The 23,800-nt window shown below is 61.7% G+C and carries 23 protein-coding genes and 1 pseudogene; 9 read left to right on the top strand and 15 right to left on the bottom strand.

What is annotated here, in order from left to right; genetic code table 11:
- Positions 1-19 precede the first annotated feature (19 nt).
- On the bottom strand, positions 20-253 hold the full coding sequence (locus J7U39_RS26520; protein ID WP_064708240.1) for a hypothetical protein: 234 nt from the start codon (positions 251-253) through the stop codon (positions 20-22).
- A gap of 113 nt (positions 254-366) precedes the next feature.
- On the opposite strand from J7U39_RS26520, the gene J7U39_RS26515 reads away from it, so the two are divergent.
- Both J7U39_RS26515 and J7U39_RS26510 read left to right on the top strand, forming a co-directional pair.
- Complete coding sequence (locus tag J7U39_RS26515) at positions 367-1,272, top strand: CoA ester lyase (protein ID WP_210633052.1); 906 nt, start codon at positions 367-369, stop codon at positions 1,270-1,272.
- Positions 1,272-1,478, top strand: coding sequence for a DUF1737 domain-containing protein (locus J7U39_RS26510; RefSeq protein WP_210632758.1), 207 nt, complete (start codon positions 1,272-1,274; stop codon positions 1,476-1,478). The genes J7U39_RS26515 and J7U39_RS26510 overlap by 1 nt, the downstream gene beginning before the upstream one ends.
- 23 nt (positions 1,479-1,501) lie before the next feature.
- Here J7U39_RS26510 and J7U39_RS26505 read toward each other — a convergent pair whose 3' ends face one another.
- Positions 1,502-1,939, bottom strand: coding sequence for a metallopeptidase family protein (locus J7U39_RS26505; RefSeq protein WP_210632757.1), 438 nt, complete (start codon positions 1,937-1,939; stop codon positions 1,502-1,504).
- A 162-nt stretch (positions 1,940-2,101) separates the two neighbouring features.
- Between J7U39_RS26505 and J7U39_RS31945 the strand changes: the two genes are divergently transcribed.
- The 5 genes and pseudogenes from J7U39_RS31945 to bfr all read left to right on the top strand — a co-directional run bounded on the left by J7U39_RS31945 (position 2,102) and on the right by bfr (position 8,912).
- The gene (locus J7U39_RS31945) at positions 2,102-3,058 is read left to right on the top strand and encodes a hypothetical protein (RefSeq protein ID WP_247241792.1); all 957 of its coding nucleotides are present in this window, start codon (positions 2,102-2,104) and stop codon (positions 3,056-3,058) included.
- Positions 2,970-4,517 carry a DNA polymerase Y family protein gene (locus J7U39_RS26500; protein WP_282615118.1) on the top strand — a complete coding sequence of 516 codons (1,548 nt, stop codon included), beginning with the start codon at positions 2,970-2,972 and terminating at the stop codon, positions 4,515-4,517. The genes J7U39_RS31945 and J7U39_RS26500 overlap by 89 nt, the downstream gene beginning before the upstream one ends.
- Entirely contained in the window at positions 4,514-7,966 is a 3,453-nt protein-coding gene (locus J7U39_RS26495) for an error-prone DNA polymerase (protein WP_210632755.1), read from the top strand. The genes J7U39_RS26500 and J7U39_RS26495 overlap by 4 nt, the downstream gene beginning before the upstream one ends.
- A 95-nt stretch (positions 7,967-8,061) precedes the next feature.
- Positions 8,062-8,461: pseudogene (locus J7U39_RS26490) on the top strand ((2Fe-2S)-binding protein).
- Positions 8,427-8,912 carry a bacterioferritin gene (bfr, locus tag J7U39_RS26485; protein ID WP_210632754.1) on the top strand — a complete coding sequence of 162 codons (486 nt, stop codon included), beginning with the start codon at positions 8,427-8,429 and terminating at the stop codon, positions 8,910-8,912. Before J7U39_RS26490 ends, bfr begins: the two are co-directional and overlap by 35 nt.
- 81 nt (positions 8,913-8,993) lie before the next feature.
- Here the strand turns inward: bfr and J7U39_RS26480 are convergent, their stop codons facing one another.
- From J7U39_RS26480 to rsfS, 6 genes are all read right to left on the bottom strand, one after another.
- Positions 8,994-9,527: an RNA pyrophosphohydrolase gene (locus tag J7U39_RS26480; RefSeq protein ID WP_210632753.1), complete on the bottom strand. Its 534-nt coding sequence runs from the start codon at positions 9,525-9,527 to the stop codon at positions 8,994-8,996.
- 25 nt (positions 9,528-9,552) lie between these two features.
- Positions 9,553-10,746, bottom strand: coding sequence for a divergent polysaccharide deacetylase family protein (locus tag J7U39_RS26475; protein ID WP_210632752.1), 1,194 nt, complete (start codon positions 10,744-10,746; stop codon positions 9,553-9,555).
- A 76-nt stretch (positions 10,747-10,822) separates the two neighbouring features.
- Complete coding sequence (locus J7U39_RS26470; RefSeq protein WP_003543943.1) at positions 10,823-12,145, bottom strand: S41 family peptidase; 1,323 nt, start codon at positions 12,143-12,145, stop codon at positions 10,823-10,825.
- Positions 12,135-13,535, bottom strand: coding sequence for a murein hydrolase activator EnvC (locus J7U39_RS26465; protein ID WP_210632751.1), 1,401 nt, complete (start codon positions 13,533-13,535; stop codon positions 12,135-12,137). The genes J7U39_RS26470 and J7U39_RS26465 overlap by 11 nt, the downstream gene beginning before the upstream one ends.
- Before the next feature lie 179 nt (positions 13,536-13,714).
- Positions 13,715-14,197, bottom strand: a complete 483-nt coding sequence (gene rlmH / locus J7U39_RS26460) for a 23S rRNA (pseudouridine(1915)-N(3))-methyltransferase RlmH (RefSeq protein ID WP_210632750.1) — start codon at positions 14,195-14,197, stop codon at positions 13,715-13,717.
- Positions 14,198-14,314: 117 nt separating this feature from the next.
- Entirely contained in the window at positions 14,315-14,758 is a 444-nt protein-coding gene (rsfS, locus tag J7U39_RS26455) for a ribosome silencing factor (protein ID WP_064696433.1), read from the bottom strand.
- 209 nt (positions 14,759-14,967) lie between these two features.
- Between rsfS and J7U39_RS26450 the strand changes: the two genes are divergently transcribed.
- Complete coding sequence (locus tag J7U39_RS26450; protein ID WP_210632749.1) at positions 14,968-15,345, top strand: winged helix-turn-helix domain-containing protein; 378 nt, start codon at positions 14,968-14,970, stop codon at positions 15,343-15,345.
- Here J7U39_RS26450 and modC read toward each other — a convergent pair whose 3' ends face one another.
- From modC to obgE, 7 genes are all read right to left on the bottom strand, one after another.
- Complete coding sequence (gene modC, locus J7U39_RS26445; RefSeq protein ID WP_210632748.1) at positions 15,346-16,413, bottom strand: molybdenum ABC transporter ATP-binding protein; 1,068 nt, start codon at positions 16,411-16,413, stop codon at positions 15,346-15,348. It lies immediately after the preceding gene.
- Positions 16,410-17,111, bottom strand: coding sequence for a molybdate ABC transporter permease subunit (gene modB, locus J7U39_RS26440; RefSeq protein ID WP_210632747.1), 702 nt, complete (start codon positions 17,109-17,111; stop codon positions 16,410-16,412). The genes modC and modB overlap by 4 nt, the downstream gene beginning before the upstream one ends.
- Positions 17,112-17,379: 268 nt before the next feature.
- Positions 17,380-18,171, bottom strand: a complete 792-nt coding sequence (gene modA / locus J7U39_RS26435) for a molybdate ABC transporter substrate-binding protein (protein WP_210632746.1) — start codon at positions 18,169-18,171, stop codon at positions 17,380-17,382.
- A gap of 473 nt (positions 18,172-18,644) precedes the next feature.
- Positions 18,645-19,247 carry a nicotinate-nucleotide adenylyltransferase gene (locus J7U39_RS26430; RefSeq protein ID WP_247241796.1) on the bottom strand — a complete coding sequence of 201 codons (603 nt, stop codon included), beginning with the start codon at positions 19,245-19,247 and terminating at the stop codon, positions 18,645-18,647.
- Between the two features lie 37 nt (positions 19,248-19,284).
- Positions 19,285-20,568, bottom strand: a complete 1,284-nt coding sequence (locus J7U39_RS26425) for a glutamate-5-semialdehyde dehydrogenase (protein WP_210632744.1) — start codon at positions 20,566-20,568, stop codon at positions 19,285-19,287.
- Positions 20,561-21,730, bottom strand: a complete 1,170-nt coding sequence (proB, locus tag J7U39_RS26420; protein ID WP_210632743.1) for a glutamate 5-kinase — start codon at positions 21,728-21,730, stop codon at positions 20,561-20,563. Before proB ends, J7U39_RS26425 begins: the two co-directional genes overlap by 8 nt.
- Entirely contained in the window at positions 21,717-22,805 is a 1,089-nt protein-coding gene (gene obgE, locus J7U39_RS26415) for a GTPase ObgE (protein ID WP_210632742.1), read from the bottom strand. Before obgE ends, proB begins: the two co-directional genes overlap by 14 nt.
- A gap of 84 nt (positions 22,806-22,889) precedes the next feature.
- On the opposite strand from obgE, the gene J7U39_RS26410 reads away from it, so the two are divergent.
- Positions 22,890-23,756: an endonuclease/exonuclease/phosphatase family protein gene (locus tag J7U39_RS26410; protein WP_210632741.1), complete on the top strand. Its 867-nt coding sequence runs from the start codon at positions 22,890-22,892 to the stop codon at positions 23,754-23,756.
- Positions 23,757-23,800 lie beyond the last annotated feature (44 nt).

Genomic DNA, 23,800 nt, shown 5'->3' with positions numbered 1-23,800 from the left:
ATTTTTTTGAAAGCAGGCCTCAGAGATCGATGATCGTGCCGCGACCGTCGTTCCAGATGCGCATCTCCGGCTTGCCGTTGTTTGCCTTGGCGCGGACCGGAGCGGGCTTCATCTTCATCGAAAGCGCGCGTCCGACCATGAGCACGGTCAGGATGCCGCCGACAGCAAGCGTCACCGAGAAGGTGAGAAGCAGCATGGCGACAAAGAAGGTGGCGCCGGCCAGCATGAAGAAGATGGAGCGAATGTTCTGCATGGGTTTGAGACCTTTCTACAGAAAGGAATGTGGTCCTTCCTTTTCCTCTCTGCAAGGCAAGCATGGCTTTTTGTTGTCTTGCCGGGCTTTGCGAAGCTTGGCACTAATGGATGATGAACCAAACCAAACCTTTCCGCTCCGCAAGTCTGCGCCGCTCGGTGCTGAGCGTGCCAGCCATCAATCTCCGCGCGCTCGAAAAGAGCCGTTCCCTTGATTGTGATGCGGTTATTTTCGATCTGGAGGATTCCGTCGCGCCCGAGAACAAGGGCCATGCGCGGGAAAATCTGCGTGCTTTTTTTGCCGGACCGCCGCTCGAGGGCAAGGAAAGGATCATTCGCATCAATTCTTTGTCATCCGGATTCGGGGCGGCAGATCTCGATCTGGTCAAGGCGCTGTTGCCCGACGCCGTTCTCCTGCCGAAGGTGGACGCGCCTCGGGATATCACCGACATCGGCGATCTGCTTGCCGATGCGGATGCCCCGGAGGAGTTGCGCATCTGGGCCATGATCGAGACGCCGCGCGGCGTGCTGAATGCCGGAGCGATTGCTGAAGCCGGCTGCATGCTGGGGGCGCGGCTCGATTGCCTGGTCGTCGGCCTCAATGATCTGCGCAAGGAAACCGGCGTCCTGCCGCAGCCGGGGCGAAGCTTTCTCGTGCCTTGGCTGATGCAGGTCATTCTGGCGGTCAAGGCCTATGGGCTTGATGCGCTCGACAGTGTCTTCAACGATTTCCGGGATGACGAAGGTTTCGATGTCGAATGCGGGCAGGGGCGCGCCATGGGTTTTGCCGGCAAGATGCTGATCCATCCCGCGCAGATTGCGGCCGCCAACCGGCATTTCGGCCCGAGCCCCGAGGAGATTGCCGAAGCGCAGGCAATCATATCAGCCTTTGCCGATCCGGCTGCCCAAGGCCTGAACGTCATCAATGCGAACGGGCGGATGATCGAACGGCTGCATCTTGTCCAGGCCGAAGCTCTGGTTCATAAAGCTCGCCTGATTTCTGCAAGAAAGCCCGCCTGATGAAACTCTACCGCTTCCTGACCGGCCCCGACGACGCTTCCTTCTGCCACAAGGTCACCGCCGCCCTCAACAAGGGCTGGTCGCTGGAGGGCCCACCGACCTATGCCTTCAATGCCGCAACCGGCGCGATGCAATGCGGCCAGGCCGTCGTCAAGACTGTCGAAGGCAAGGATTACGATCCGGAGATGAAGCTCTCCGAGCAATAGCGCGTTCTGCCGAACGCACGGTTTCAGCGCTCGGCGGCTTCCTCGGCGCTGGCCTCGATCCGCTCCATATCCTCATCGCTCAGTCCGAAATGGTGGCCGATCTCGTGGATCAGGACGTGAGTGATGATATCGCCGAGCGTCTCGTCGTTTTCTGCCCAATAATCGAGGATGGGGCGACGGTAGAGGCGAATGCGGTTCGGCATTTCGCCGGTTTCCACGGTGAAACGCTCCGAAATTCCCCTGCCTTCGAAAAGGCCGAGCAGGTCGAAAGGCGTTTCCAGCGCCATATCCTCGAAAACGTCGTCATCGGGAAAATCCTCAATCTCGATCGTGAGATTGGTCGTCAGTTGGCGGAATTCATCCGGTAGATGGCTGTAAGCCTCCATGGCCAGCGACTCGAAAGTGCTGATCGTCGGCGCATGGCGGTCCCGCCAATCATCGCTCAGGTCTATGCGGGCCATGAATATTCCTTCCTTTGCGGGCCCATATAGAACCTTTGCCGCCGATTTTCGAGTGCGGAATCAAAGGCAGGAATAAATTCATAGAAAATGGTTGTTGACTCTTCTTCAGCTCTCTGGAATCCATAAGAACATAACAGGAACAATACGGACGGAGTAAACGCCATGGCGCAGAACGCCCTGGCGCGCGAGCGGCTTTTTGCGCTCCGCGAAACCATCGCCAAGCTGGAAGGAAAGCCTGCGCCGGCGCTTGCGGCAGCGGAGCGGGAAGCCCTGGCTTCGGGTGAGACCGGGCGGCAGGATGCGGAACGGAATGGACGCAGACAGCGCTTGTCGTTTGGGGTGGCATCGCTCGACGAAGCGATGGAGGGCGGGCTGCCGCTCGATGCGATAACGGAAATCCGTTCGGCGCTTTTCCGGGATGCGGGAGCCGCCAGTGGGTTCGCCCTTGCGGCCGCAACGCTGCTGCAGCGGGTGGAGGAGGAGGCGAGCGACTGTTCGCCAATACTCTGGATCGGCGATCCGGTCTCGACGATGGAGGCCGGCCTTCCCTATGCGGTGGGTCTGCAGGATTTCGGCCTGCGGCCTGAGCGTTTCCTGCAGGCTTTGCCGCGCAAGCTCGATGAGGCGCTCTGGCTTGCGGAAACCGCGCTGGAAAGCGGCGCCTTTTCGGTGGTCATCCTGGAGATCAGGGGCAATCCCGCGCATGTCGGTCTGACCGAGAGCCGGCGGCTCGGTCTTCGCGCCAAGGCGGCCGGCCGGCCGCTCTTCCTGCTTCGGCAGGCAGGAGAGGAGGAGGCGAGCAGCGCCGCCTTCCGGCTGCTTGCCGAGCCTGCGCCAGCCGGCATGCGGGCTCTGCCGGGTGGATCGAGACTTGCCGGCAGCATCGGCAATCCGGTTTTTCATCTCAGCCTGGAGAAGAGCCGCAACCCGGCTCCGCTCTCCCTTCTTCTGGAGTGGAACCCTCATGAACGTCAGTTTTTCCCCATCAACGAGCCAAGGCACGCTCTTACTCCAGACGAACGGTCAGCGTATCCTGGCGCTCAGCTTTCCGCACCTTTCGACGGACAGGATCGCCCGCAGAAAATGGGGCCTCTCCTGGCGTTCGAGAGGGCGTCCTGAGGCTGCGCCGATCGTCTGCGCCGGAAAGCACGAAAATGCCATGCGGCTGATGGCGCTGGACGAGGCCGCGGAGGCGCTTGGCCTGAAGAAGGGCCAGGGTGTCGCGGAAGCGCGCGCCATGCATCCGAAACTCGATATCGTCGAGGAGGATCCGGCCGCCGATGCGCGGCTGCTCGAAGCCATCGCCGACTGGTGCGACCGCTATACGCCGTTGGTGGCGATCGACGGACGGGACGGGCTGTTTCTCGACATTAGCGGCTGTGCCCATCTTTTCGGCGGCGAGAGAGCGCTGCTGAAGGATATTCTGCTCAGGCTTTTCCATATGGGGCTCGACGTCCGGGGTTCGATCTCCTCTTCGCCCGGCCTTTCCTCGGCCGTCGCTCGTTTTGGCAATGGCGGCGTCATCGAAGACGAGGAAATGGAGGATATGCTGGCGCCGCTGCCGGTCGCCGCGCTTCGGCTGAACGAAGACACCGTGGCATCGCTGAAGAAGCTCGGGCTGAAATATATCGGCGATGTCATGAATGCGCCGCGGGCGCCGTTGACCCGCCGTTTCGGGGCAAGCCTGCTATTGCGGCTCGATCAGGCGCTCGGACATGATGAGGAACCGGTTTCGCCGCGCCTGCCGGTTGCGAGCCTTTCGGCCGAGCGGCGGCTGGCCGAGCCGATCGGCACCGAAGAGGATATTCTCGTCCTTGCCGGCCAGATCGCCGTGTCGCTGAAACCCTCCCTGGAAGCCCGCGGCGCCGGCGGCCGCGTCTTCGAACTCGTGCTGTTTCGGGTCGATGGCCGGGTTTTCCGGATTTCGGTCGGCGCTTCACGGCCGCTCAGGGAGCCGAAGCGGATCGCGGATCTTTTTTCCCAGCGTCTGCAGGCAATTCATGACGATCTCGATGCCGGATATGGTTTCGAGATCCTGCGGCTGAATGTCGTGCGCCATGAGCCCTTCGAAGGAACGCAGGGCGATTTCGACGGCGGCCGGCAAAGAGAGATCTCGCTTGCAGCTTTCATCGACCGCGTCTCGGCTCGCCTTGGCGCAGACTGTCTCCAAAGCTTTCAGCTCCGTGAAAGCCATGTGCCGGAGCGTGCGGTTATCATAACCCCACTCATGGAGAGTTTTCCGGCGCATCGCAGGAGCGAGGGAAGCCGTCTTTCCGCCGCTCGCAGCGAGCGGCCTCTGAGGCTTTTTGCCCGACCGGAACCGGTGGAGGCCTTGCTCGCCGAAGTTCCGGAAGGGCCGCCGCAAAGTTTTCGGTGGCGCCGCTTGCAGCATCAGGTTCTGCGCAGCGAAGGCCCGGAACGGCTTGCAATGGAGTGGTGGATCGATGGCGCCGCCGCCAAAACGCGTGACTATTTCCGTGTCGAGGACAATGCCGGGCATCGTTTCTGGATTTACCGCGAAGGCTTTTACGGTGAAGAGCCGCCGCCGCGCTGGTTTATGCACGGGATTTTCGCATGAGCGCGGCGCCTGCATTTTTCGAGATCGGCGCCCGCACCAATTTCTCCTTTCTGGAGGGCGCTTCGAAACCTGAGGAAATGGTGGTGCAGGCCGCGGCGCTGAAACTTTCCGGTCTTGGAATCGCCGACCGGAATTCGGTTGCCGGTGTCGTCCGGGCGCATGCGCAGGCGCAGGAGATCGAAGAGAAATTCAGAAGAAGGCACGAGAAGAACCTCGACGGCAGAGAGGAAGAGAAGATTCTCGATCCAATCCGGATTCAGCCGGGCGCCCGTCTCGTTTTTTCAGACGGAACGCCTGATATCCTTGCTTATCCTGAGAACAGGCGAGGGTGGGCGCATCTCTGCCGTTTGCTGAGTGCGGGAAATTTGAGAGCGGAAAAGGGATCCTGCCTGCTTTACGAGGCGGATATCATGGAATGGGGGGACGAGATGATGCTGGCCCTCGTTCCCGGCCAGGCGGCTGCCGTCGAGCCTGTCGCCCAACAGGAATTGGAAGCCTGTCTCGCCCGGTTCCGGAACCGTTTCGGCAAGGCGTTTCACGTGGCGCTGGCGCCTGCCTATGATGGCCGCGACAGGCAGGTTTTCGCGGCACTTTCCGTAATCGCCGCCCGCCACCGCATTGCTGTCATCGCGACCAACCAGCCGCTCTATCACCATACGGATCGCCGACCCCTTTCCGATATCGTCATTTCGATCCGCGAGCATGTTCCGATCGCCGAAGCAGGTTTTCTTCTTGCTCCGAATGCCGAGCGTTATCTCAAGGGCCCACGTGAAATGGCCCGGCTGTTTCGCGATTATCCGGAGGCGATCGCCAATACCGGGACATTCTTCGGCAGGCTTTCGTTTTCGCTCAATGAGCTGAAACACAATTACCCGCCGGAAAACGATCCCGGCGAGACGCCTTATGAAACCCTCGAACGTCTGACGAAAGAGGGCGCTAAGAAGCGCTATCCGGATGGCGTTCCTGCTCAAATCCAGACCCAGATCGACTATGAACTCGATCTCATCCGGGAGAAGAAATACGAGCCTTATTTCCTGACGGTCCACAAGCTCATCCAGCATGCGCGTTATGAATTGAAGATTTTGTGCCAGGGCCGCGGTTCTGCAGCCAACTCGGTCATCTGCTATTGCCTCGAGATCACGGAAGTCGATCCGACCAAAAGCACACTGCTTTTCGACCGCTTCATCTCGATGGATCGCGACGAGCCGCCTGACATCGATGTGGATTTCGAGCATGACCGCCGCGAAGAAGTCATCCAGCACATCTACAGAAAATATACCAAGGAGCATGCCGGGCTGACGGCTGGCGTCACCACCTATCGCACTCGTTCCGCCGGCCGCGAGGTCTCCAAGGCCTTCGGGCTTTCGGAGGACGTCCAGGCGGCGATCAGCAGCCTGGTCTGGGGCTGGTCGGAGGATAATCTGTCGGAGCGGGATGCCAAGGCGGCTGGGCTCGATATTTCGGATCCGGTGACATCAAACGTTCTGCGCTATGCGTCCGAACTCCTCGGATTTCCGCGTCACCTAACCCAGCATGTCGGCGGCTTCGTCATCACCCGGGATCGGCTCGATGAAGTCGTGCCGATCATGAAGACGGCGATGCCGGATCGCTATATGATCGAATGGGACAAGGACGATCTCGACAACGTCAAGATCCTGAAGGTCGATGTTCTGGCTCTCGGAATGCTGACCTGTCTCAGAAAGGCTTTCTCGCTGCTCGAACTGCATTATGACGTGAAGAAAACCCTTGCCGATCTCGGCAACAGGGAACACGGAGACGAGGGCGTACCGGTTTATGACATGATGTGCCGGGCCGACACGCTGGGCGTCTTTCAGATCGAAAGCAGGGCGCAGATGAGCATGCTGCCCCGGCTGAAGCCGCGCCGATTCTATGATCTCGTGATTGAAGTGGCAATCGTCCGCCCGGGGCCGATTCAGGGCAATATGGTCCATCCCTACCTGACGCGGCGGGAGCAGTCGCATTCTCCAGGTTTCAAGATCGACTATCCGAAAGACGAGATGATCCCGATCCTCAAGCGGACGCTCGGCGTGCCACTGTTTCAGGAACAGGCGATGCAGATCGCGATTACGGCGGCGGGCTTCTCGCCTGCCAAGGCCGACCGCCTGCGCCGCTCGATGGCGACCTTCAAGCGGTTGGGAAAGGTCAACGCGTTCAAGGATGATCTGATTAATGGCATGACCCGCAGAGGCTATCCGAGGGACTTTGCCGAACGCTGCTTCAGCCAGATCGAAGGCTTCGGCGAATATGGCTTTCCGGAAAGCCATGCGGCTTCCTTCGCCCTGCTGGTCTATGCCTCGTCCTGGGTCAAGGCCTATTATCCAGACGTCTTTTGCGCTGCCATGCTCAATTCGCAGCCGATGGGCTTTTACGCGCCGGCGCAGCTCGTTCGTGATGCCAGGGAACACGGGGTCGAGGTCCGACCCGTCGACATCAACAGATCCAATTGGGATTGCCATCTCGAGGAGGCGGTATTCGACAGAAATGCCGTCGACAGGCGGCATGCCGATATGCGAGCCCTCATCAAGGCAAAGCGAGCCGTTCGCCTCGGCTTCCGGCAGGTCAAGGGTCTGTCCGAGAAGGCGTTGGAGAGCCTTCTTGCCAACAGGGGCGATGGTTATGGCTCGGTTCGTGATCTCTGGCTGCGGTCCGGCCTCGACAAAGCCGATATCGAAAGGCTGGCGGATGCCGATGCCTTCGGTTCGATCGGCCTGTCGAGGCGTGAGGCGCTTTGGGCTGCAAGGGCGCTGGATACGAAGTACGCTCCTGAAAAATTGCCTCTGTTCGATCGGGTGAACCATATCGATCTGCAGGTCGAACCGAAGACCAGCCTGCCTGATATGCCGCCAGGCGAGCAGGTGATCGAGGATTATCGTTATCTGTCATTGTCGCTGAAGGCGCATCCGGTGTCTTTCCTGCGGGAGGAATTCCGAAAGATGGGCATCACGCGCAATGTCGATCTCCTGACGGTGCCGAACGGAAAGAGAGTGACCATCGCCGGTCTGGTGCTGGTGCGCCAGCGCCCGGGTTCGGCCAAGGGTGTAATCTTCATGACGCTGGAGGATGAAACCGGTGTCGCCAACGCTATCGTCTGGAGCAAGATATTCGAAAAATACCGGGCGGTCGTCATGGGTGCCCGGCTCGTGAAAATCCGGGGCAGGCTGCAAAGCCATAGCGGCGTCATCCATACGGTCGTCGAGCATATGGAGGACATGACGCCGGCGCTTGGCATCCTGCAACGCGAGGCCCGACGTTTCGGTGCCTGCGAGCGCGCCGACGAGGTGCTGAGGCCAGGGGTTGATCCACGACAGAGAAGGCTTGCGAATGCGCGGGAAGGGGCGGAATTGGAAAGGGAGGCGGGCGCCGCGGGCCGCCATGCCGGTGTGGTGGAAACCGCCGAGGTCATGCCGCGCGGGCGGAACTTTCATTAGCAGTCGGATCGACCGGATCACCGGCATGCCTCATCGTGTGATCGCCGCACAGTTCCAGTCAATCTGCAACAGGCCGCGCCCATCGCTTCCAATCGATGCCGTCTGATTCGAATTTTTTCTTGACAGCCACCATCTTCTTTAGCAGAAAACACGATAGTCAATGTCATGTTTGGAAATGAAGACGTGCTTGTCTGCAGCTGCAATTACATAACCGACAAGGAAATCCGGGAGGTTATCACCAACCTTCTCGACGACGACTGTTGGCAGCTTATCGTGCCTGCGAAGGTCTACCACGCCATGGAAAAACGCGGCCGTTGCTGCGGCTGCTTCCCCAACGTGGTCGACATTATTATCCAGACGACCGAGGAATATCACGCCCGTCGCCACTCGACGGAGGCCGAGATATTTGATTTCATGTCGCGCTTGAAGCAGTTCCATGAGGAAAACAGGAGAGCGGACATTGAAAGGCGACAAAAAGGTCATCGAGCGGCTTAACGAGGCACTGTTCCTCGAACTCGGGGCGGTCAACCAATACTGGGTCCACTATCGTCTTCTCGAGGATTGGGGCTACACCAAGCTCGCCAAGAAGGAACGCGCCGAATCCATCGAAGAGATGCATCATGCCGACCGGCTCGTCGCCCGCATCATCTTCCTCGAAGGCCATCCCAATCTGCAGACCCTGGCCCCCCTGCGCATCGGCCAGAACGTCAAGGAAGTCCTCGAAGCCGATCTCGCCGGCGAGTACGACGCCCGCACGGCCTACAAGAAGTCGCGCGATATCTGTTATGAAGCCGGCGATTACGTCTCGATGAAGCTGTTCGAAGAGTTGCTGGCCGATGAAGAAGGCCATATCGACTTCCTCGAAACGCAGCTCGATCTGCTCGAAAAAATCGGCGAAAGCAAATACGGCCAGCTCAACGCCGATTCCGCTGACCAAGCCGAATAAGCTCCTACCAGGTGCCGGCCGCCTTAGGGCGGCCGGCACTCCCGTGCTCGCCGCGCCCAAGCCGGAAGCATCCGGGCATGATCAGTCTTCCGATTGCAACGCCGCCAGATGCTGGAACTCTGCGATCACCTGGTCATAGACGGCGCGTTTGAAAGGAACGATCAGGCCCGGCAGTGCATGCATCGGCTTCCATTCCCAGGCATCGAATTCGGGATCGTGGCCGCCGGGCGGCGGGTTGATAGCGATCTCGCTTTCGTCGCCGTCGAAGCGGAAGGCGAACCAGCGCTGCGTCTGACCGCGGAATTTTCCTTTCAGTCCGATGCCGATCAGCGCCGGCGGCAGATCATAATTGATCCAGTCCCGCGCTTCGGCGAGCAGCGTCACCGTCCTGATGCCGGTTTCTTCATAAAGCTCGCGATAGGCGGCATCCAACGGATTCTCGCCCTTGTCGATGCCCCCCTGGGGCATCTGCCAGAGCTGCGGCGAGCCGTCATATTCGGAATTGCCGTCGGGGATGCGCCGGCCGGCCCAGACCAGGCCATCGCGGTTCAGGATCATCACGCCGACGCATGGGCGATAGGGCAGATCCTCGGCTTTCACGGTCGCCTGGCTCATCTTCTTCTCCGTTGAGGTCATCATCTCAGGGGTTTCTGGGGTCGTTGGAAAGCGCTGCGACGCCGACGATCTCGATGCCGCGCATAGAAGCTTCCTCGCTCCACTTGGCAATGGCGTCGACGCTTTCGTCAAAAGCCGAGGCGACGCCGATCGCCTGGCCGTTCTTGCGAGCGATGCGTTCGAGCTCGTCGAGTTTCTGCAGGATGGCGTTGACGTCGAGCTGGCCGTCGAGCTGCAGATCGGCAAAGACATAGGGCAGTTCAGTCCCCTTGGCGACATCAGCCGTTTTCGACTGCGCCGACGTCCCGTCGTCGAGGAAGAGCAGGCCACGCTTGCCGATATCGCGCATGACCGGTTCCATGGCGGCAGGGTCGGAAAGGAAACGGCCGCCGAGATAGTTCATGATGCCGGTGTAGTTGGTGATCTCGCCCATCGCCTTGTGGAGGTTCTCGATGTTGCGGGCGACAGGCTTTGAGGTCAGCAGAGTCTCAGGGCCCGGATCGTTCGCCGGGTAATCAAACGGTTCCAGCGGCACCTGCAGAAGGATTTCATGGCCGCCGCGGCGAGCCTCCTGCATCCAGCGCTGGAGGCTGTTGCCGCTTGCGGCAAAGGCTAGCGTGATCTCCTCGGGTAATTCGGCGATGGCGCGCTGCGTTCCCGTCTGGCTAAGCCCGAGGCCGCTGACGACAATGGCGATGCGTACACCGCGGGCGCCGGACGCGGGACGGGCATACTGATCCATCGGCCGTCGGCCGTCGGGGCCGACGATCGGCAGCCTGCCATAGGCCGAATCCTCAAGCAGCGTCTCGTTCGGCAGCGCCGCCATGCGCGGATCCTGGCCGATCTGCATCGCATCGACCAATACCGGTCCGCCGCCGTCGCGGGGGCGGGGGCTGTATTTGGTGACGACGGAGCCGTCACCGGTGACCATCTGCTCGACATTGGCGCCCGAACGCGGTTCGGCGCGCGGCATGCCATCCGCCGCCTGGCCGGCCGGCTTTTGCGCTGGTTGGGGTGTGCCGGAGGAGGGCACTGCCGCCTGATCGGTTGCCGGCGGATTTTTGCGTTCGAGCCCGTCGCCGCGAAACGCCGTATAGAGCGAGAAGCCGCCTATCGCAAAAAGACACAGACTGGCGATGCGGCCGAGAAGCAGCACTCCCGGCCGCCGGCTGCCGGTTTTGCGGTTGCGCCCCAAAGGCGCATGCAGGTCCGTTCCCAATTTTCTCGCCCGCTCCAAACCGGGAAACAGCAGAAAGGGTCAAGGCCGGGCGAGTGCCCGGCCTTGCAATGATCGATTACTTGGCGACGACGGCCTTGTCCGGGTTCGGCGGGAAGGCCGGATCGGTCTTCTTGCCGCGCAGCAGGTCGAGCGCGTAGTTCAGCTGAACGTCATCCTTCGGGTCCGGCGGCACATAGGCAACGGAGCCCGAACCCTCGTCGGTTTCGCTCTGGCCCTTGATGTGGCCGCGCAGGCTGGATTCGCCTTCGGTCACCATCTTGCCCTGCAGTTCCTCCGGCAGCGGCTCCTCGACCTTGATGTCAGGGGTGATGCCGGTGCCCTGGATCGAGCGGCCCGACGGCGTGTAATAGAGCGCCGTGGTCAGGCGCAGCGCGCCGTTTTCGCCGAGCGGGATAATCGTCTGGACCGAACCCTTGCCGAAGGAGCGCGTACCGAGAACGGTGGCACGGCGCAGATCCTGAAGGGCGCCGGCGACGATTTCCGATGCAGACGCCGAACCGCCATTGATCAGCACGATGACCGGCTTGCCGTCCGTCAGATCGCCTGGCCCGGCATTGAAGCGGCGGGTTTCATCGGGATTGCGGCCGCGGGTCGAAACGACCTCGCCACGCTGCAGCAGGGCGTCGGAGACGTTGATCGCCTGGTCGAGCAGGCCGCCCGGGTTGAGGCGCAGGTCAAGGACATAACCCTTCAGCTTGTCGGCCGGAACGGTGTCCTTGATCTTCTTGATCGCCTTCTCCATGTCGGGATAGGTCTTTTCGGTGAAGGAGATGATGCGGAGATAACCGACATCGTCCTCGACGCGCGACTTGACGGCCTGGACGGCGACGACGTCACGGACGATCGTCAGTTCGATCGGCTTGTCGGCGCCCTTGCGGATCAGCGTCAGCTTGATCGGGGTGTTGACGGCGCCGCGCATCTTCTCGACGGCGTCTTCCAGCTTCAGGCCGCGAACGGACTGCCCGTCGATCTCGGAAATGTAGTCGCCGGCGAGAACACCGGCCTTGGCGGCGGGCGTGTCATCGATCGGGGTGATGACCTTGACGAGCTCGTCTTCCATCGTGACTTCGATGCCGAGGCCGCCGAATTCACCCTTGGTCTGGGTGCGCATGTCTTCGGCGTCCTTCGCATTCATGTAGCTCGAATGGGGGTCGAGCGAGGACAGCATGCCGTTGATGGCGTTTTCGATCAGCTTGTCTTCGGCCGGCGGCGTAACGTATTGCGCGCGCACCCGTTCGAAGACGTCGCCGAATACCGACAGTTCCTTGTATGTGGAGGATCCGGCTGCTTCTGCCGGCACACCTGCCGAATAAATGACGCTCATCGCGGTCGCACCCATCAATGCGCCGACCAGAACAAGAGAAGCCCTACGAATCATTGCGTGCCTTTCCAGTGTCCTTGGCGGTCCACCACGGTCGGGAATCGACCGGTTTACCGTCTTTTCGAAATTCAATGTAAAGCGTTGGCCGGTCCGTTTCCAGCGCCAATGCAGTTGCGCTTGCCACTCTTTTCGCTCCCATCACGGCGAGCGGCTCGCCGGAGAAAACGAATTTTCCCTGACGGGTATTGATCGTATCCATTCCCGAGAGAACCAGGTGGTAACCGTCGCCCGCGTCGAGAATGACCATCTGACCGTAACTGCGGAAAGCGCCGGCAAAAACCACCAGCCCGTCGGCCGGGGCCGTCACCACTGTTTCGGGGTTGGTGGCGACCGTCATTCCCATGGCTTCATGCCCGGTGCCATCGGCATCGCCGAACTGGCGCAGGATATCGCCTGCCACGGGCAGTTCCAATTTCGCCCTCAATTCTGCGAAGGGATATGCGGGCGCAATGCGGTTTTTATCGGGCACGCCGCTCTCGGCCAGCGCCTTCGCCTGAGCCCGCTGCTCGTCCGTCAAGAGCTTGCGGTTCTCCTCGGCTTGGCGAGCGGCGGTGGCCGCTTCGCGTACCGAGGCGATCTCGGATTCCATTGAGGCGACGAGGCCTTCGAGGCTGGTCGCCTTGCCCGCGAGTTCCTCGGACCGCTTCTTCTCGGCCTCCAGATCAGCGGCGTTGCTGCGGCTGAGCTTGTCGTTTTCGGCAAGCAGCAGGTCCATGCGCCGCTCTTCCTCAATGCTATCAGTCATCGTCGCTGTCAGCTGCGTCTTCTCGGCGGCGCTTGCCGTCTGCAGCGCGGCCAGGCTTCCGAGATCGGCGGCGAGCTTGTCGGTTTCCTTGCGAATGCCGGGCACGACGGCACCGAGCAGGATGGCGCTGCGCACGGAAGCAAGCGCGTCGTCGGGGGTGACGAGCAACGCCGGCGGCGGATTACGGCCCATGCGCTGAAGTGCTGCCAGCACCTCGGCCAGCAGTCCGCGGCGTTCATGCAGGGAACGGCGGATGCCATCCTCCTTGACGCCGAGGTCGGCAAGCTTCTTTTCGCTCTCGAGGATCTGTTTTTCCAGCCCCTTGCGGCGGGCGGCGGAATCGATCAGCGCCTGGCGAATGCTCTGCGTACTCTTTTCCAGATTGGCGATACTCTGCTGGAGTTCGCTCACCTTGTCGGAGGACAGGCTGATTGATTTCGACAGGGTTTCGAGTTCGGCGCGGGTCCGATCGCGTTTGGCGGCAAGTTCGGCGGCCGGATCGGGCGACGGCGCCTCGGCGGGCGGCGGGCTTGAAGCTTGCGCCGCTTCCGGGGCGGCATCCTGGGCCCGGACCGAAAACGGGCTTGTCGAGACGAGGATGACCGCAACACCGAAACCGGCCGCAAGTGCCGGCAGAATCATGCGGTGTCGCCTGGTTGGAGTCGTCGTCATGCGTGTCCGGGCACTCTCTCAAATCGCGCGGAGACTAAGCTGATTTGGCACGCTTTGCCAGAAAGTTTGCAGGAGAAAGCCTGCCTGCGCAAAACACGGCTGCGTGACAATGCGACGCGCAGCCAAAGCCCTGGACCGAGCCTGAACCGTCAGACGCGGTGATAGGGGTGGCCGGACAAGATGGTGACGGCGCGGTAGAGCTGCTCGGCGATCAGCGTGCGCACGAGTTGGTGCGGCCAGGTCATTTTGCCGAGGCACAGTGTGGCGTCGGCCCGATCGTAAAGGGCGGGATCGAGGCCGTCGGCTCCGCCGATCGCAATCGTCAGCTCGCGTTTTCCCTGGTCACGATAGGTGCCGAGCAGGTTTGCGAAGGCTTGGCTGTCGAGGGCCTTGCCGCGTTCATCGAGAAGAATGAGAACACTGCCCTCGGCCAGCGATTTCAGCAGCATCGCCGCCTCTTCGCGCTTGCGGGTCTCCGCATTGGAGGCGCGGCTTTCGCCAACTTCGGTAATACGGGTGAATTCGAGGGCGACCGCAGAGCCGGCCTTGGCAAAACGATCGAGGTAACGGGCCACGAGATCCTTTTCGGGGCCGGACTTCAGCCGTCCCACCGCAAAAAGACCAATTCGCATTTCCCCGCTCCTGCTCGTGACGGCATTTCAGGCACACGATACACCGCAGCCGGCTTCGCATGTTTCCCGGCCAGTCAAATGCCGCATCTCAGGCGCCGGGCGATGCCGGCCTGCCTGTCAGTGCCGTGTTTCCTCATCCATATCCGGAGCCGCCCACATCTTTTCGATGTTGTAGAACTCGCGGATTTCGGGACGGAACACATGCACGATGATGTCACCGGTGTCGATCAGGATCCAGTCGCCGCCTTCCTGACCTTCGACGCGGGCCGTACCGAAGCCTTCGTCCTTGAGATCGGTGAGCAGGTGATCCGAAATCGCCAGGACATGCCTGTTCGAGCGACCGGAGACGACGATCATGTAGTCTCCAAGCGCCGATTTTCCGGCAATGTCGATGGTGACGATATCTTCAGCTTTGGAGTCCTCAAGGCTGGTGAGGACGGCTTCTAAGGCGCGGGCAGCGGCATCGGCGCCACGTTCCGCACTCTTCGGGACAACGGCGAGCGTTTTTCCCTTGGCGTGTACTGTTGTCAGTTTTTTCCCTTTCCTGGAATGACAAACCATGCACAACACGAGATCCGATCACGACCGGATCATGGTTAAGATAGGCATCAATCCATTAATGTTTCAAGACGTGCTAAGGTACAGAGCCGCCGAAAATCCGATCTGGCGTCCGAATTGAAGAATATTGCCGCTCGGGCTGCTTGTGCGGTCGGTGTACAGTTTCCGTGCCGCGGCGTAAAGTGCCGCAAATTCCTCGATTTTTCGATTCAATGACCGACCCCGCCGCAAAAACACCTGTTCCCGTCCTGCGAATCAGCTTCCCGAATGAGCATCGTCTCGGTCACGGCAAGATGGAGCTGCTGGAGCATATCCGCGCGACCGGATCGATCTCGGCGGCCGGGCGGGCGATGGACATGTCCTATCGCCGAGCATGGCTGCTTGTCAGCGAGATGAACCGGATGTTCTCAGAACAGGTGGTGGAGCCGCAACGCGGCGGGCAGAAGGGCGGCGGCGCGGCATTGACACCGTTCGGCGAAGAATTGCTCGCGCGTTTTCGCCGGATGGAAAAGACGGTGCGGGAGAGCCTTGCCAAGGATCTCGCCTGGCTCGAAGCCAAGCGCAACCTGCCGCCTGGCGAGCACGGTTGATCAGCCTTCCAGGGCAACCGTCTTGATGATGGCGAAGACGGTCTTGCCAGGCCGGAGATCGAGGCGCTCGCAGGACAGTGCGGTGATACGCGAAAGAATGGCATTGCCGCCGCAATCGATCCGGATTTCGACCGTTCCGTCCTCGCCAGACGATATCGCCTCGATCCTGCCTTCGAGAATGTTCAGCGCGCTGAGGCCCTCGGGCCTGGCGGTCGCCAGCATGACGTCGCGCGACGGAATGCGGATGCGCACCGGTCTGCCGGGCGGAAGCACTCCGCTCGGAATATGCAGTTGGGAGGATTTCAGAGCGACGGTCGACAGGCGGTGACGCGCATCGAAGCTTTCGACGGTGCCTTCGAGCAGCGCGCCGGCCTCTTTCCGGTCGGCGGCCGCTGAGGGACGGCTCAATATGTCGACGGCCGGGCCGGTCGTTTCCACCTTGCCGTCGCTGAGGACGACGACCTGACTTGCGAGTCGTGCCACCTCGGCGATCGCATGGCTGACATAGACGATCGGAATTTCGGTTTCATCACGCAACCGCTCGAGATATGGCAGGATCTCGGCCTTGCGTGCCTCGTCGAGGGCGGCGAGCGGCTCGTCCATCAAGAGCAGGCGGGGTGAGGAGAGAAGGGCACGCCCGATCGCGACGCGCTGTTTTTCGCCGCCGGAAAGTTTTGCCGGGCTGCGTTCCAACAGCGGCTCGATGCCGAGCAGGTCGATAATATGATCGAAGCTCTCACGGCGTGCCGCCTTTGGGGCAAACCAGCGGCCGTAGGAAAGATTGGCTCGGACGCTCAAATGCGGAAACAGCCGTGCCTCCTGGAAGACATAACCGAAACGGCGGCGGTGTTTCGGGACGAAGATGCCAGCTGTCGTTTCGGTGAGGCGCTCGCCGTCAAGCACGACGCGACCTTCATCCGGCCGGGCGAGACCGGCGATGATGCGGATCAGTGAGGTCTTGCCGGAGCCGGAGCGGCCGAACAATACGGTTACACCGCCTTCGGAGGTAAAGGCGGCGTCGAGCGCGAACGCGCCGAGCCTTTGTTTTGCCTCGACAATCAGCGTCATTCCGGATCAATCCTTCGGCCGGCGAGACGAGCAAGGAACTCCGAGGCAAGCAGGGCGGCCATGGAAATGGCGACAGCGACCAGCGTCAGTCGCAGCGCGCCGGCATCACCGCCCGGCAATTGGGTGAAGGTGTAGATTGCTGCCGGCAGCGTCTGGGTCTCGCCCGGGATGTTGGAGACGAAGGTGATCGTCGCGCCGAACTCGCCCATCGCCTTGGCGAAGGAGAGGATCATGCCGACTGTGATGCCCGGGAGCGTCAACGGCAGGGTGATCGTCAGGAAAACCCAGGCAGGGCCGGCGCCGAGCGTTCCGGCCGCCTCTTCCAGCTTGCGGTCGACCGCTTCGATCGACAGGCGAATGCTGCGAACCATCAGCGGAAAGGCCATGACGGCACAGGCAAGTGCGGCGCCCGTCCAGCGGAAGGAGAAGATGATGCCGAAATAATGGTCGAGCAGGCTGCCGATCGGGCCGCGGCGACCGAAGAGGATGAGAAGAAGAAAACCGGTGACGACGGGCGGCAGGATCAGCGGCAGGTGAACGATGCCGTTCAGCAACGACTTGCCCCAGAAGCGGCCGCGGGCCAAGAGCAAGGCAACGAGAATGCCGAAGGGCAGGCTCGCCAGCATTGCGACGATCGAGACGCGCAGGCTGAGCAGGATTGCCGTCCATTCCTCGTCGCTCAAGCCGAATATGTTCAACTGCGGTCGTCTCCCTGGAAAATCAGACATCATTCGACGCCTGCCCTTCATCTGCCTGCCGGCACCTTCTCCCGCTCGCTGGGCGAAGGGGAATGGCCGCAACCTCTCCGTTCCTCGCCGGCCTCTCGCATGGCACGTCCCCTCGCCCCGTTTACGGGGAGAGGGTTAGGGTGAGGGGCAGCCGCGGCTTGGTGCCTAACCTGCTGTACATCAACCGATTGCAGATGCTCGGGACAAGCCCGAGCATGACGAAACATTAGTTGGCCGACTATTTCAGAATAGTGAAACCCTGCGCCGTGAGGAAAGCGGCTGCCTTGTCCGACTCCAGGAAGTCGAGATAGGCCGCTGCATCCGGGTTCTTGCTCTCGGCAAGAATTGCGACCGGATAGATGATCGGCGGGTGGGAGTCGGCCGGGAAGGTGCCGACGATCGCGACACCCTTATCGGCGGCCGCGTCGGTCTGGTAGACGATGCCGTAAGGCGCTTCGCCGCGGGAGACGAGGGCGAGGGCGGCGCGCACGCTTTCGGCGCCGGCGACCTTGGATTCGACCGATGCCCAGACACCGAGTTTTTCCAGCGCGGCCATGCCGTATTTGCCTGCTGGGACCGATTTCGGCTCACCCATGGCAAGCCTGCCGTCACCGAGCAAAGCGGCGAGATCGAAACCCTGTTTGATCTCGACCGGCTTTGCCTTGTCCTTTTCGGCCACGAGCACGAGCCGGTTTCCGAGCAGGTCCGAACGGCTGTCGGCTTTGATCAGCTTCCTCTCCGCGAGATAATCCATCCAATCGCGATCCGCCGAAATGAAGATATCGGCCGGGGCGGCGTTTTCGATCTGCTTGGCAAGTGCCCCGCTCGCCGCATAGGAGGCGACGGCTTCTTTGCCGCTCTCACTGGTCCAGGCGGCATTGGCGGCGTCGAGCGCGTTCTTCAAACTCGCCGCGGCAAAGACGGTCAGTTTTTCAGCGGCTGCGGCGGGCGCCGGCAGTGCTGCCGCGCCGAACCAAAGAGCCGCGATCGCGGCGGTTGCCAGTTTCGTCCATTGGCGGCGGTTCCGCATGCTTTCACTCCCCAGGATTCGAAATATTTCGACGAATATAACGATGCTCACTGTCTGGCTAGGGATATATTCAGAAAAACATAACCGTATCGACTGCCAATCGGCCTTACCTATTCAGGAGGTGCATGGCTTTCTGAGAACAAGACGTCCGCAGGCTGCAATCAACGGCGAATGGCGATCGGTCAGACAGAGTAACCGCAGGGCAAAGCGGCTGTACTGCAGGGCTTGCCGATTAAAGCGGCAGCTTTCGTTACCCGCAGTGTTGCATCGGTCGCATTGCTGCATTGCACAAAATGATATTCACCTACCGGCTGAATATGGTACAACACACCCATCGAAACGGCTTTCTCCTCCTCCCATAGCCGTTCGACAGGATCGGCAACACTCCTCCTCCCAAGTTGTCGGTCGAGTTTATAAGCCCGACGGATCTCCTCCCCCGTCGGGCTTTCTCGTTTCCGGGATTTTTCTGAAATTCAGCTACCGACCGGGACCGGCAAAGCGCCGTTGCGGATTGCCGTCGAGCTCAGGCCGGAGCGTGGCCCGTGGATGAAGGTCCAGGCTGGCGCCCGCTTCTTCCAGAGAACACGTGCGTCGTCTTCGTCGATGCGGGCGAAATCGAAGGTCCGCGTCATTTTCGAAGAGAGGTAGGAGAGCGTCGCCCCCGGCCGGTCGATCACCGCGATCGGGAAGGTGCGGGCGATCTCCTGCCATTTCTGCCATTTGTGAAATGTCTGCAGGCTATCGGCGCCCATGATCCAGATGAAATGCACATGGGGATTGCGAGCCTTGACGCGGGCCAGCGTATTGGCGGTGTAGCTGACGCCGAGCGCCTGCTCGAAAGCCGTGACCTTGATGCGCGGATCGGCGGCGACACGCTCGCTTTCGGCAATGCGCTCGGCAAGCGGCGCAAGAAGATTGCGGCTTTTCAGCGGGTTGCCGGGGGTCACCATCCACCAGAGCTGGTCGAGACCGAGCCGCTTGATGGCGATTTCGGCGACAAGTGCATGGCCCTCATGCGGCGGATTGAACGACCCGCCGAACAGGCCGACGACCATGCCGCGCTCGCTGTGCGGCATGCGGAGATAACGTCGGTCCAGCTTATCCGTCGTCACGTCAGGGTCGGGTCTGGCCGGCACCGCGCACCCGGTATTTGAAGGAGGTCAGTTGTTCGACGCCGACGGGGCCACGGGCATGCATCTTGCCGGTGGCGATGCCGATTTCCGCGCCCATGCCGAACTCGCCGCCGTCGGCGAACTGGGTCGAGGCATTGTGCAGCAGGATCGCCGAATCGACTTCGGTGAAGAAACGCTCGACCACGCCGGGGTCTTCGGCGATGACGGCCTCGGTATGGTTCGAGGAATATTTCTGGATATGGGCGATCGCCCCCGATATGCCGTCGACCACAGCGACTGAGATGATCGCGTCGAGATATTCGGTCGACCAGTCCTCCTCCGTCGCGGGCTTGAGGCCGGGCGCAACCTTCAGCACCGCCGCCGAAGCGCGGATCTCGCAGCCGACGTCAGTCAGCACCTCAAGCAGTGGCGTCAGATGCGTGCCGACCGCTGCAGCATCAACGAGCAGCGTCTCGGCCGCCCCGCAGATGCCGGTACGGCGCATCTTGGCGTTGACGACGATCTTCTTCGCCATCTCGAGATCGGCCGAGCCATCGACATAGATGTGGCACAGGCCTTCGAGATGCGCGAACACCGGCACCCGGGCCTCGTTCTGGACACGGGCCACCAGGCTCTTGCCGCCACGCGGCACGATGACGTCGATTGCCCCATCCAGGCCGCGCAGCATGGCGCCGACGGCGGCGCGGTCGGTGACCGGAACGAGCTGGATCGCATGCTCCGGAAGTCCCGCCGCCTTCAGGCCCTCGACCATGCAGGCGTGTATAGCCTGCGATGAACGGCGCGAATCCGAGCCGCAGCGCAGGATGACCGCATTGCCCGCCTTCAGGCAGAGCGCCCCGGCATCGGCGGTAACGTTCGGCCGGCTTTCGAAGATCACGCCAATGACGCCGAGCGGCGTGCGGACACGTTCGATCTTCAGGCCGTTCGGTCTGTCCCAGGCCGCGATGACTTCTCCGACCGGATCGGCAAGGGCGGCGATCGCACGGATTCCCTCGGCCATCTCGGCAATGCGCTTGTCGTTCAGCGTCAGCCGGTCGACGAAGGAGGCAAGCGTTTCGCTGCCTTCGATGTCCTTCAGGTCCTTGGCGTTTCCGGCCAGGATATGCGCCTTGTTCGCCAGGATCGCGTCGGCCATGGCGTTCAGGGCCTTGTTCTTCGCCTCGGCGGAGGCAAAGCCCAACGGTCGCGCGGCAGCCTTCGCCTTGCGGCCGATGTCATTCATCAGCACGTCAATGTCAGGGCCCGGCGCAACGGTATCAAGCATAGCTCGCGTCCTTCTTCTGCCTTTCCGATCTCGACCGGATCTGCGCGGTCATCACCATATCGTCGCGATGGACCATGGCAGCCCGTCCGGCATAACCGAGGATGGCTTCGATCTCCGCCGATTTGCGGCCGGCAATGCGGCGGGCGTCCTCGGCATCGTAGCTTGCCAGGCCGCGGGCGATCTCGCGGCCTGAAGGGCCGATGATCGCCACGGTGTCGCCGCGGCTGAAGAGGCCGGAAACGCTGCGCACGCCGGCGGGAAGCAGGCTCTTGCCGGCGCCGAGCGCCGTGACGGCGCCCTCATCGACATGCAGTTCGCCTGCCGGCTGCAATTGTCCGGCGATCCAGGTCTTGCGGGCGGTGACGGGCGTTCCGGAGGGGGCGAACCAGGAGGAGCGCGCGCCGTTTTCGATCGCCGACAGCGGGCTGTCGGTCTTGCCCGAGGCGATGATCATGGCGCAGCCCGAGGTGGTGGCGATCTTGCCGGCATCGATCTTGGTGCGCATGCCGCCGCGCGATAGCTCGGAGGCGGCGCCGCCGGCCATCGCCTCGATCTCCGGGGTGATTTCGGCAATCGTCTCCAGGAAACTCGCATTCGGATCGAGATGCGGCGGGGCGGTGTAGAGGCCGTCAATATCGGAGAGTAGGATGAGCAGGTCGGCGCCGGTCATCGTCGCCACGCGGGCGGCCAGCCGGTCGTTGTCTCCATAGCGGATTTCGCTGGTCGCGACCGTGTCGTTTTCGTTGATGATCGGCACGGCGCCGATCTTCAGCAACTGATTGATGGTGGCGCGCGCATTGAGATAGCGGCGGCGTTCCTCGGTATCGCCGAGCGTCAGCAGGATCTGGCCGGCAACGATCTCGTCGCGCGACAGGCTCTCCGACCAGGCGCGCGCCAGTGCGATCTGGCCGACGGCGGCGGCGGCCTGGCTTTCTTCCAGCTTCAGCGCGCCCGAGGGCAGGTCGAGCACCGAGCGGCCGAGCGCGATGGCCCCTGATGACACGACGAGCACGTCGATACCCTTGGCCTTCAGGCCAGATATATCGGCGCACATGGCATCCAGCCACGCCTTCTTCAGCCCGGCCTTGCGATCGACCAGCAGGGCAGAACCGATTTTGATGACGATGCGGCGGTAGCGGCCGAGCGGCTTACGGCTGGTCATCGACCCCATCCTCGTCCTTGCCCTCTTCTCCGACGACCATGTCGCGATGCCGGAGTTTCGGCGCCTTGGCCGGTTTCTCCTCGGTATTATTCTCGACGATGATGTCGCGCAGTGCACGCAGAACCTCGGTCATGCCCCTGCCTGTCACAGCCGAGATCTGGAAGGGGGTCTTGCCGCAGGCCTTGGCCAATTCCTTCGTCTTCTTCTTCAGTTCGGCCTCATTGAGCACGTCGATCTGCGACAGCGCCACGATCTCGGCCTTGTCGGCCAGATCGTTGCCATAGGCTTCGAGTTCATGTTTGACCGTCTTGTAGGCCTTGCCGACCTTTTCTTCCTGGGCGGAGACGAGGTGGAGCAGCACGCGGGTGCGCTCGACGTGGCCGAGAAAACGGTCGCCGATGCCGACACCTTCATGGGCGCCTTCGATCAGGCCCGGAATATCGGCAAGAATGAACTCCCGCTCGTCGACCGTGGCAACGCCGAGATTCGGATGCAGGGTAGTGAAGGGATAGTTGGCGATCTTCGGCCGGGCGCGGGTAACCGATGCCAGGAAGGTCGACTTGCCGGCATTGGGCAGGCCGACAAGGCCGGCATCGGCGATCAGCTTCAGCCGCAGCCAGAGGGTTTTTTCCTCGCCGGGCAGGCCGGGATTGGCCCAGTCGGGCGCCTGATTGACCGAGGTTTTGAAATGGGCATTGCCGAAGCCGCCATTGCCGCCATGGGCGAGACAGTAGCGCTGGCCTTCCTCGGTCAGGTCGCAGATCAGCGTTTCCCGGTCTTCCTCGAAGATCTGGGTTCCCACGGGAACCTTGAGCGTCACGTCGCTGCCGTTGGCGCCGGTGCGGTTGCGGCCCATGCCATGGGTGCCGATGGTCGCCTTGAAATGCTGCTGATAGCGGAAATCGATCAGCGTGTTGAGGCCGTTGACGGCCTCGACCCAGACGTCGCCGCCGCGTCCGCCGTCACCGCCATCGGGGCCGCCGAACTCGATGAATTTCTCGCGCCGGAAGGAAACGCTGCCCGCGCCACCATCCCCGGATCGGATATAGACCTTTGCTTCGTCGAGAAATTTCATTTTACTTCCAATATTCCGTGGCAGTTGGACGGCCCGTCTTGGCCCATTCGATATAGGCGGTTCCGACGGAGGTCAAAGATTATCGTGAATTTTGTGAGCTATAACATACAGTACGGCTTCGGTCTCGACGGCCGATACGATCTCAAGCGCATTGCCCGGAGCCTCGAAGGCGCCGATGTCATCGCGCTGCAGGAGGTGACCCGCGGCTTCTGGCGCAACGGTTTTGCCGACATGGTGGCTGATATCGCAGCCTTCTTTCCCGACCATTTCTGGGCGTATGGGCCGGCCTGCGACGTCCATATCGACGGGGGCGAAGGCGGTCTGCAGCCGGTACGAGGCACGCGTTTTCAGTTCGGCAATATGGTGCTGTCGCGCTGGCCGATCCTGTCGACGCGGACTCTGCTTCTGCCGCGCAGCCGAACCATCGCCAAGATCAACCTGCAGCGCGGCGCAACCGAGGCGCTGATCGCCATCCCGGGCGGCGCGATCCGCGTCTACTCCGTCCATCTCGACCATGTCTCGGCCGACGAGCGCATTCGCCAGCTGCAATTCTTGAACGTGCACATCAACGCATTCGTCCAGGAGGGCGGATCGCTGACGGGGGGTGGCGAGCTTGATCTGCCGGAGCTGCCGCTGCCCGAGGACTATATGATCATGGGCGATTTCAATATGGAGCCGGAATCGCCGGAATATTGTGCGCTTGCCGGCGCCGGCGGCGGATATTACGGCCGTGTCGCCAGGATCGGCACGCCGGTCGATGCCTTTGCGGCGCTCAAGGCTTACGGGCCTGAGAGCTACAGCTGGATGGATCCCGAAGATCACGGCAAACGCATGCATCTCGATTATTGCTTCGTCAGTTGCGGCCTGGGCGGCCGGTTGAAATCCGCGCGGATCGATACGCAATCCCTCGGCTCCGATCATTTTCCTGTGTGGGTCGAGATCGGCGATTGACGAAGACGCCGCCGAGCCGGCGGCGCCTCCTTTTTCGACTTCTG

The sequence above is a fragment of the Rhizobium sp. NLR16a genome, from assembly GCF_017948245.1.
GTDB lineage: Bacteria > Pseudomonadota > Alphaproteobacteria > Rhizobiales > Rhizobiaceae > Rhizobium.
The sequence above is the reverse complement of the archived record's forward strand: the minus strand, read 5'-3'. Positions and strand labels throughout refer to the sequence as shown.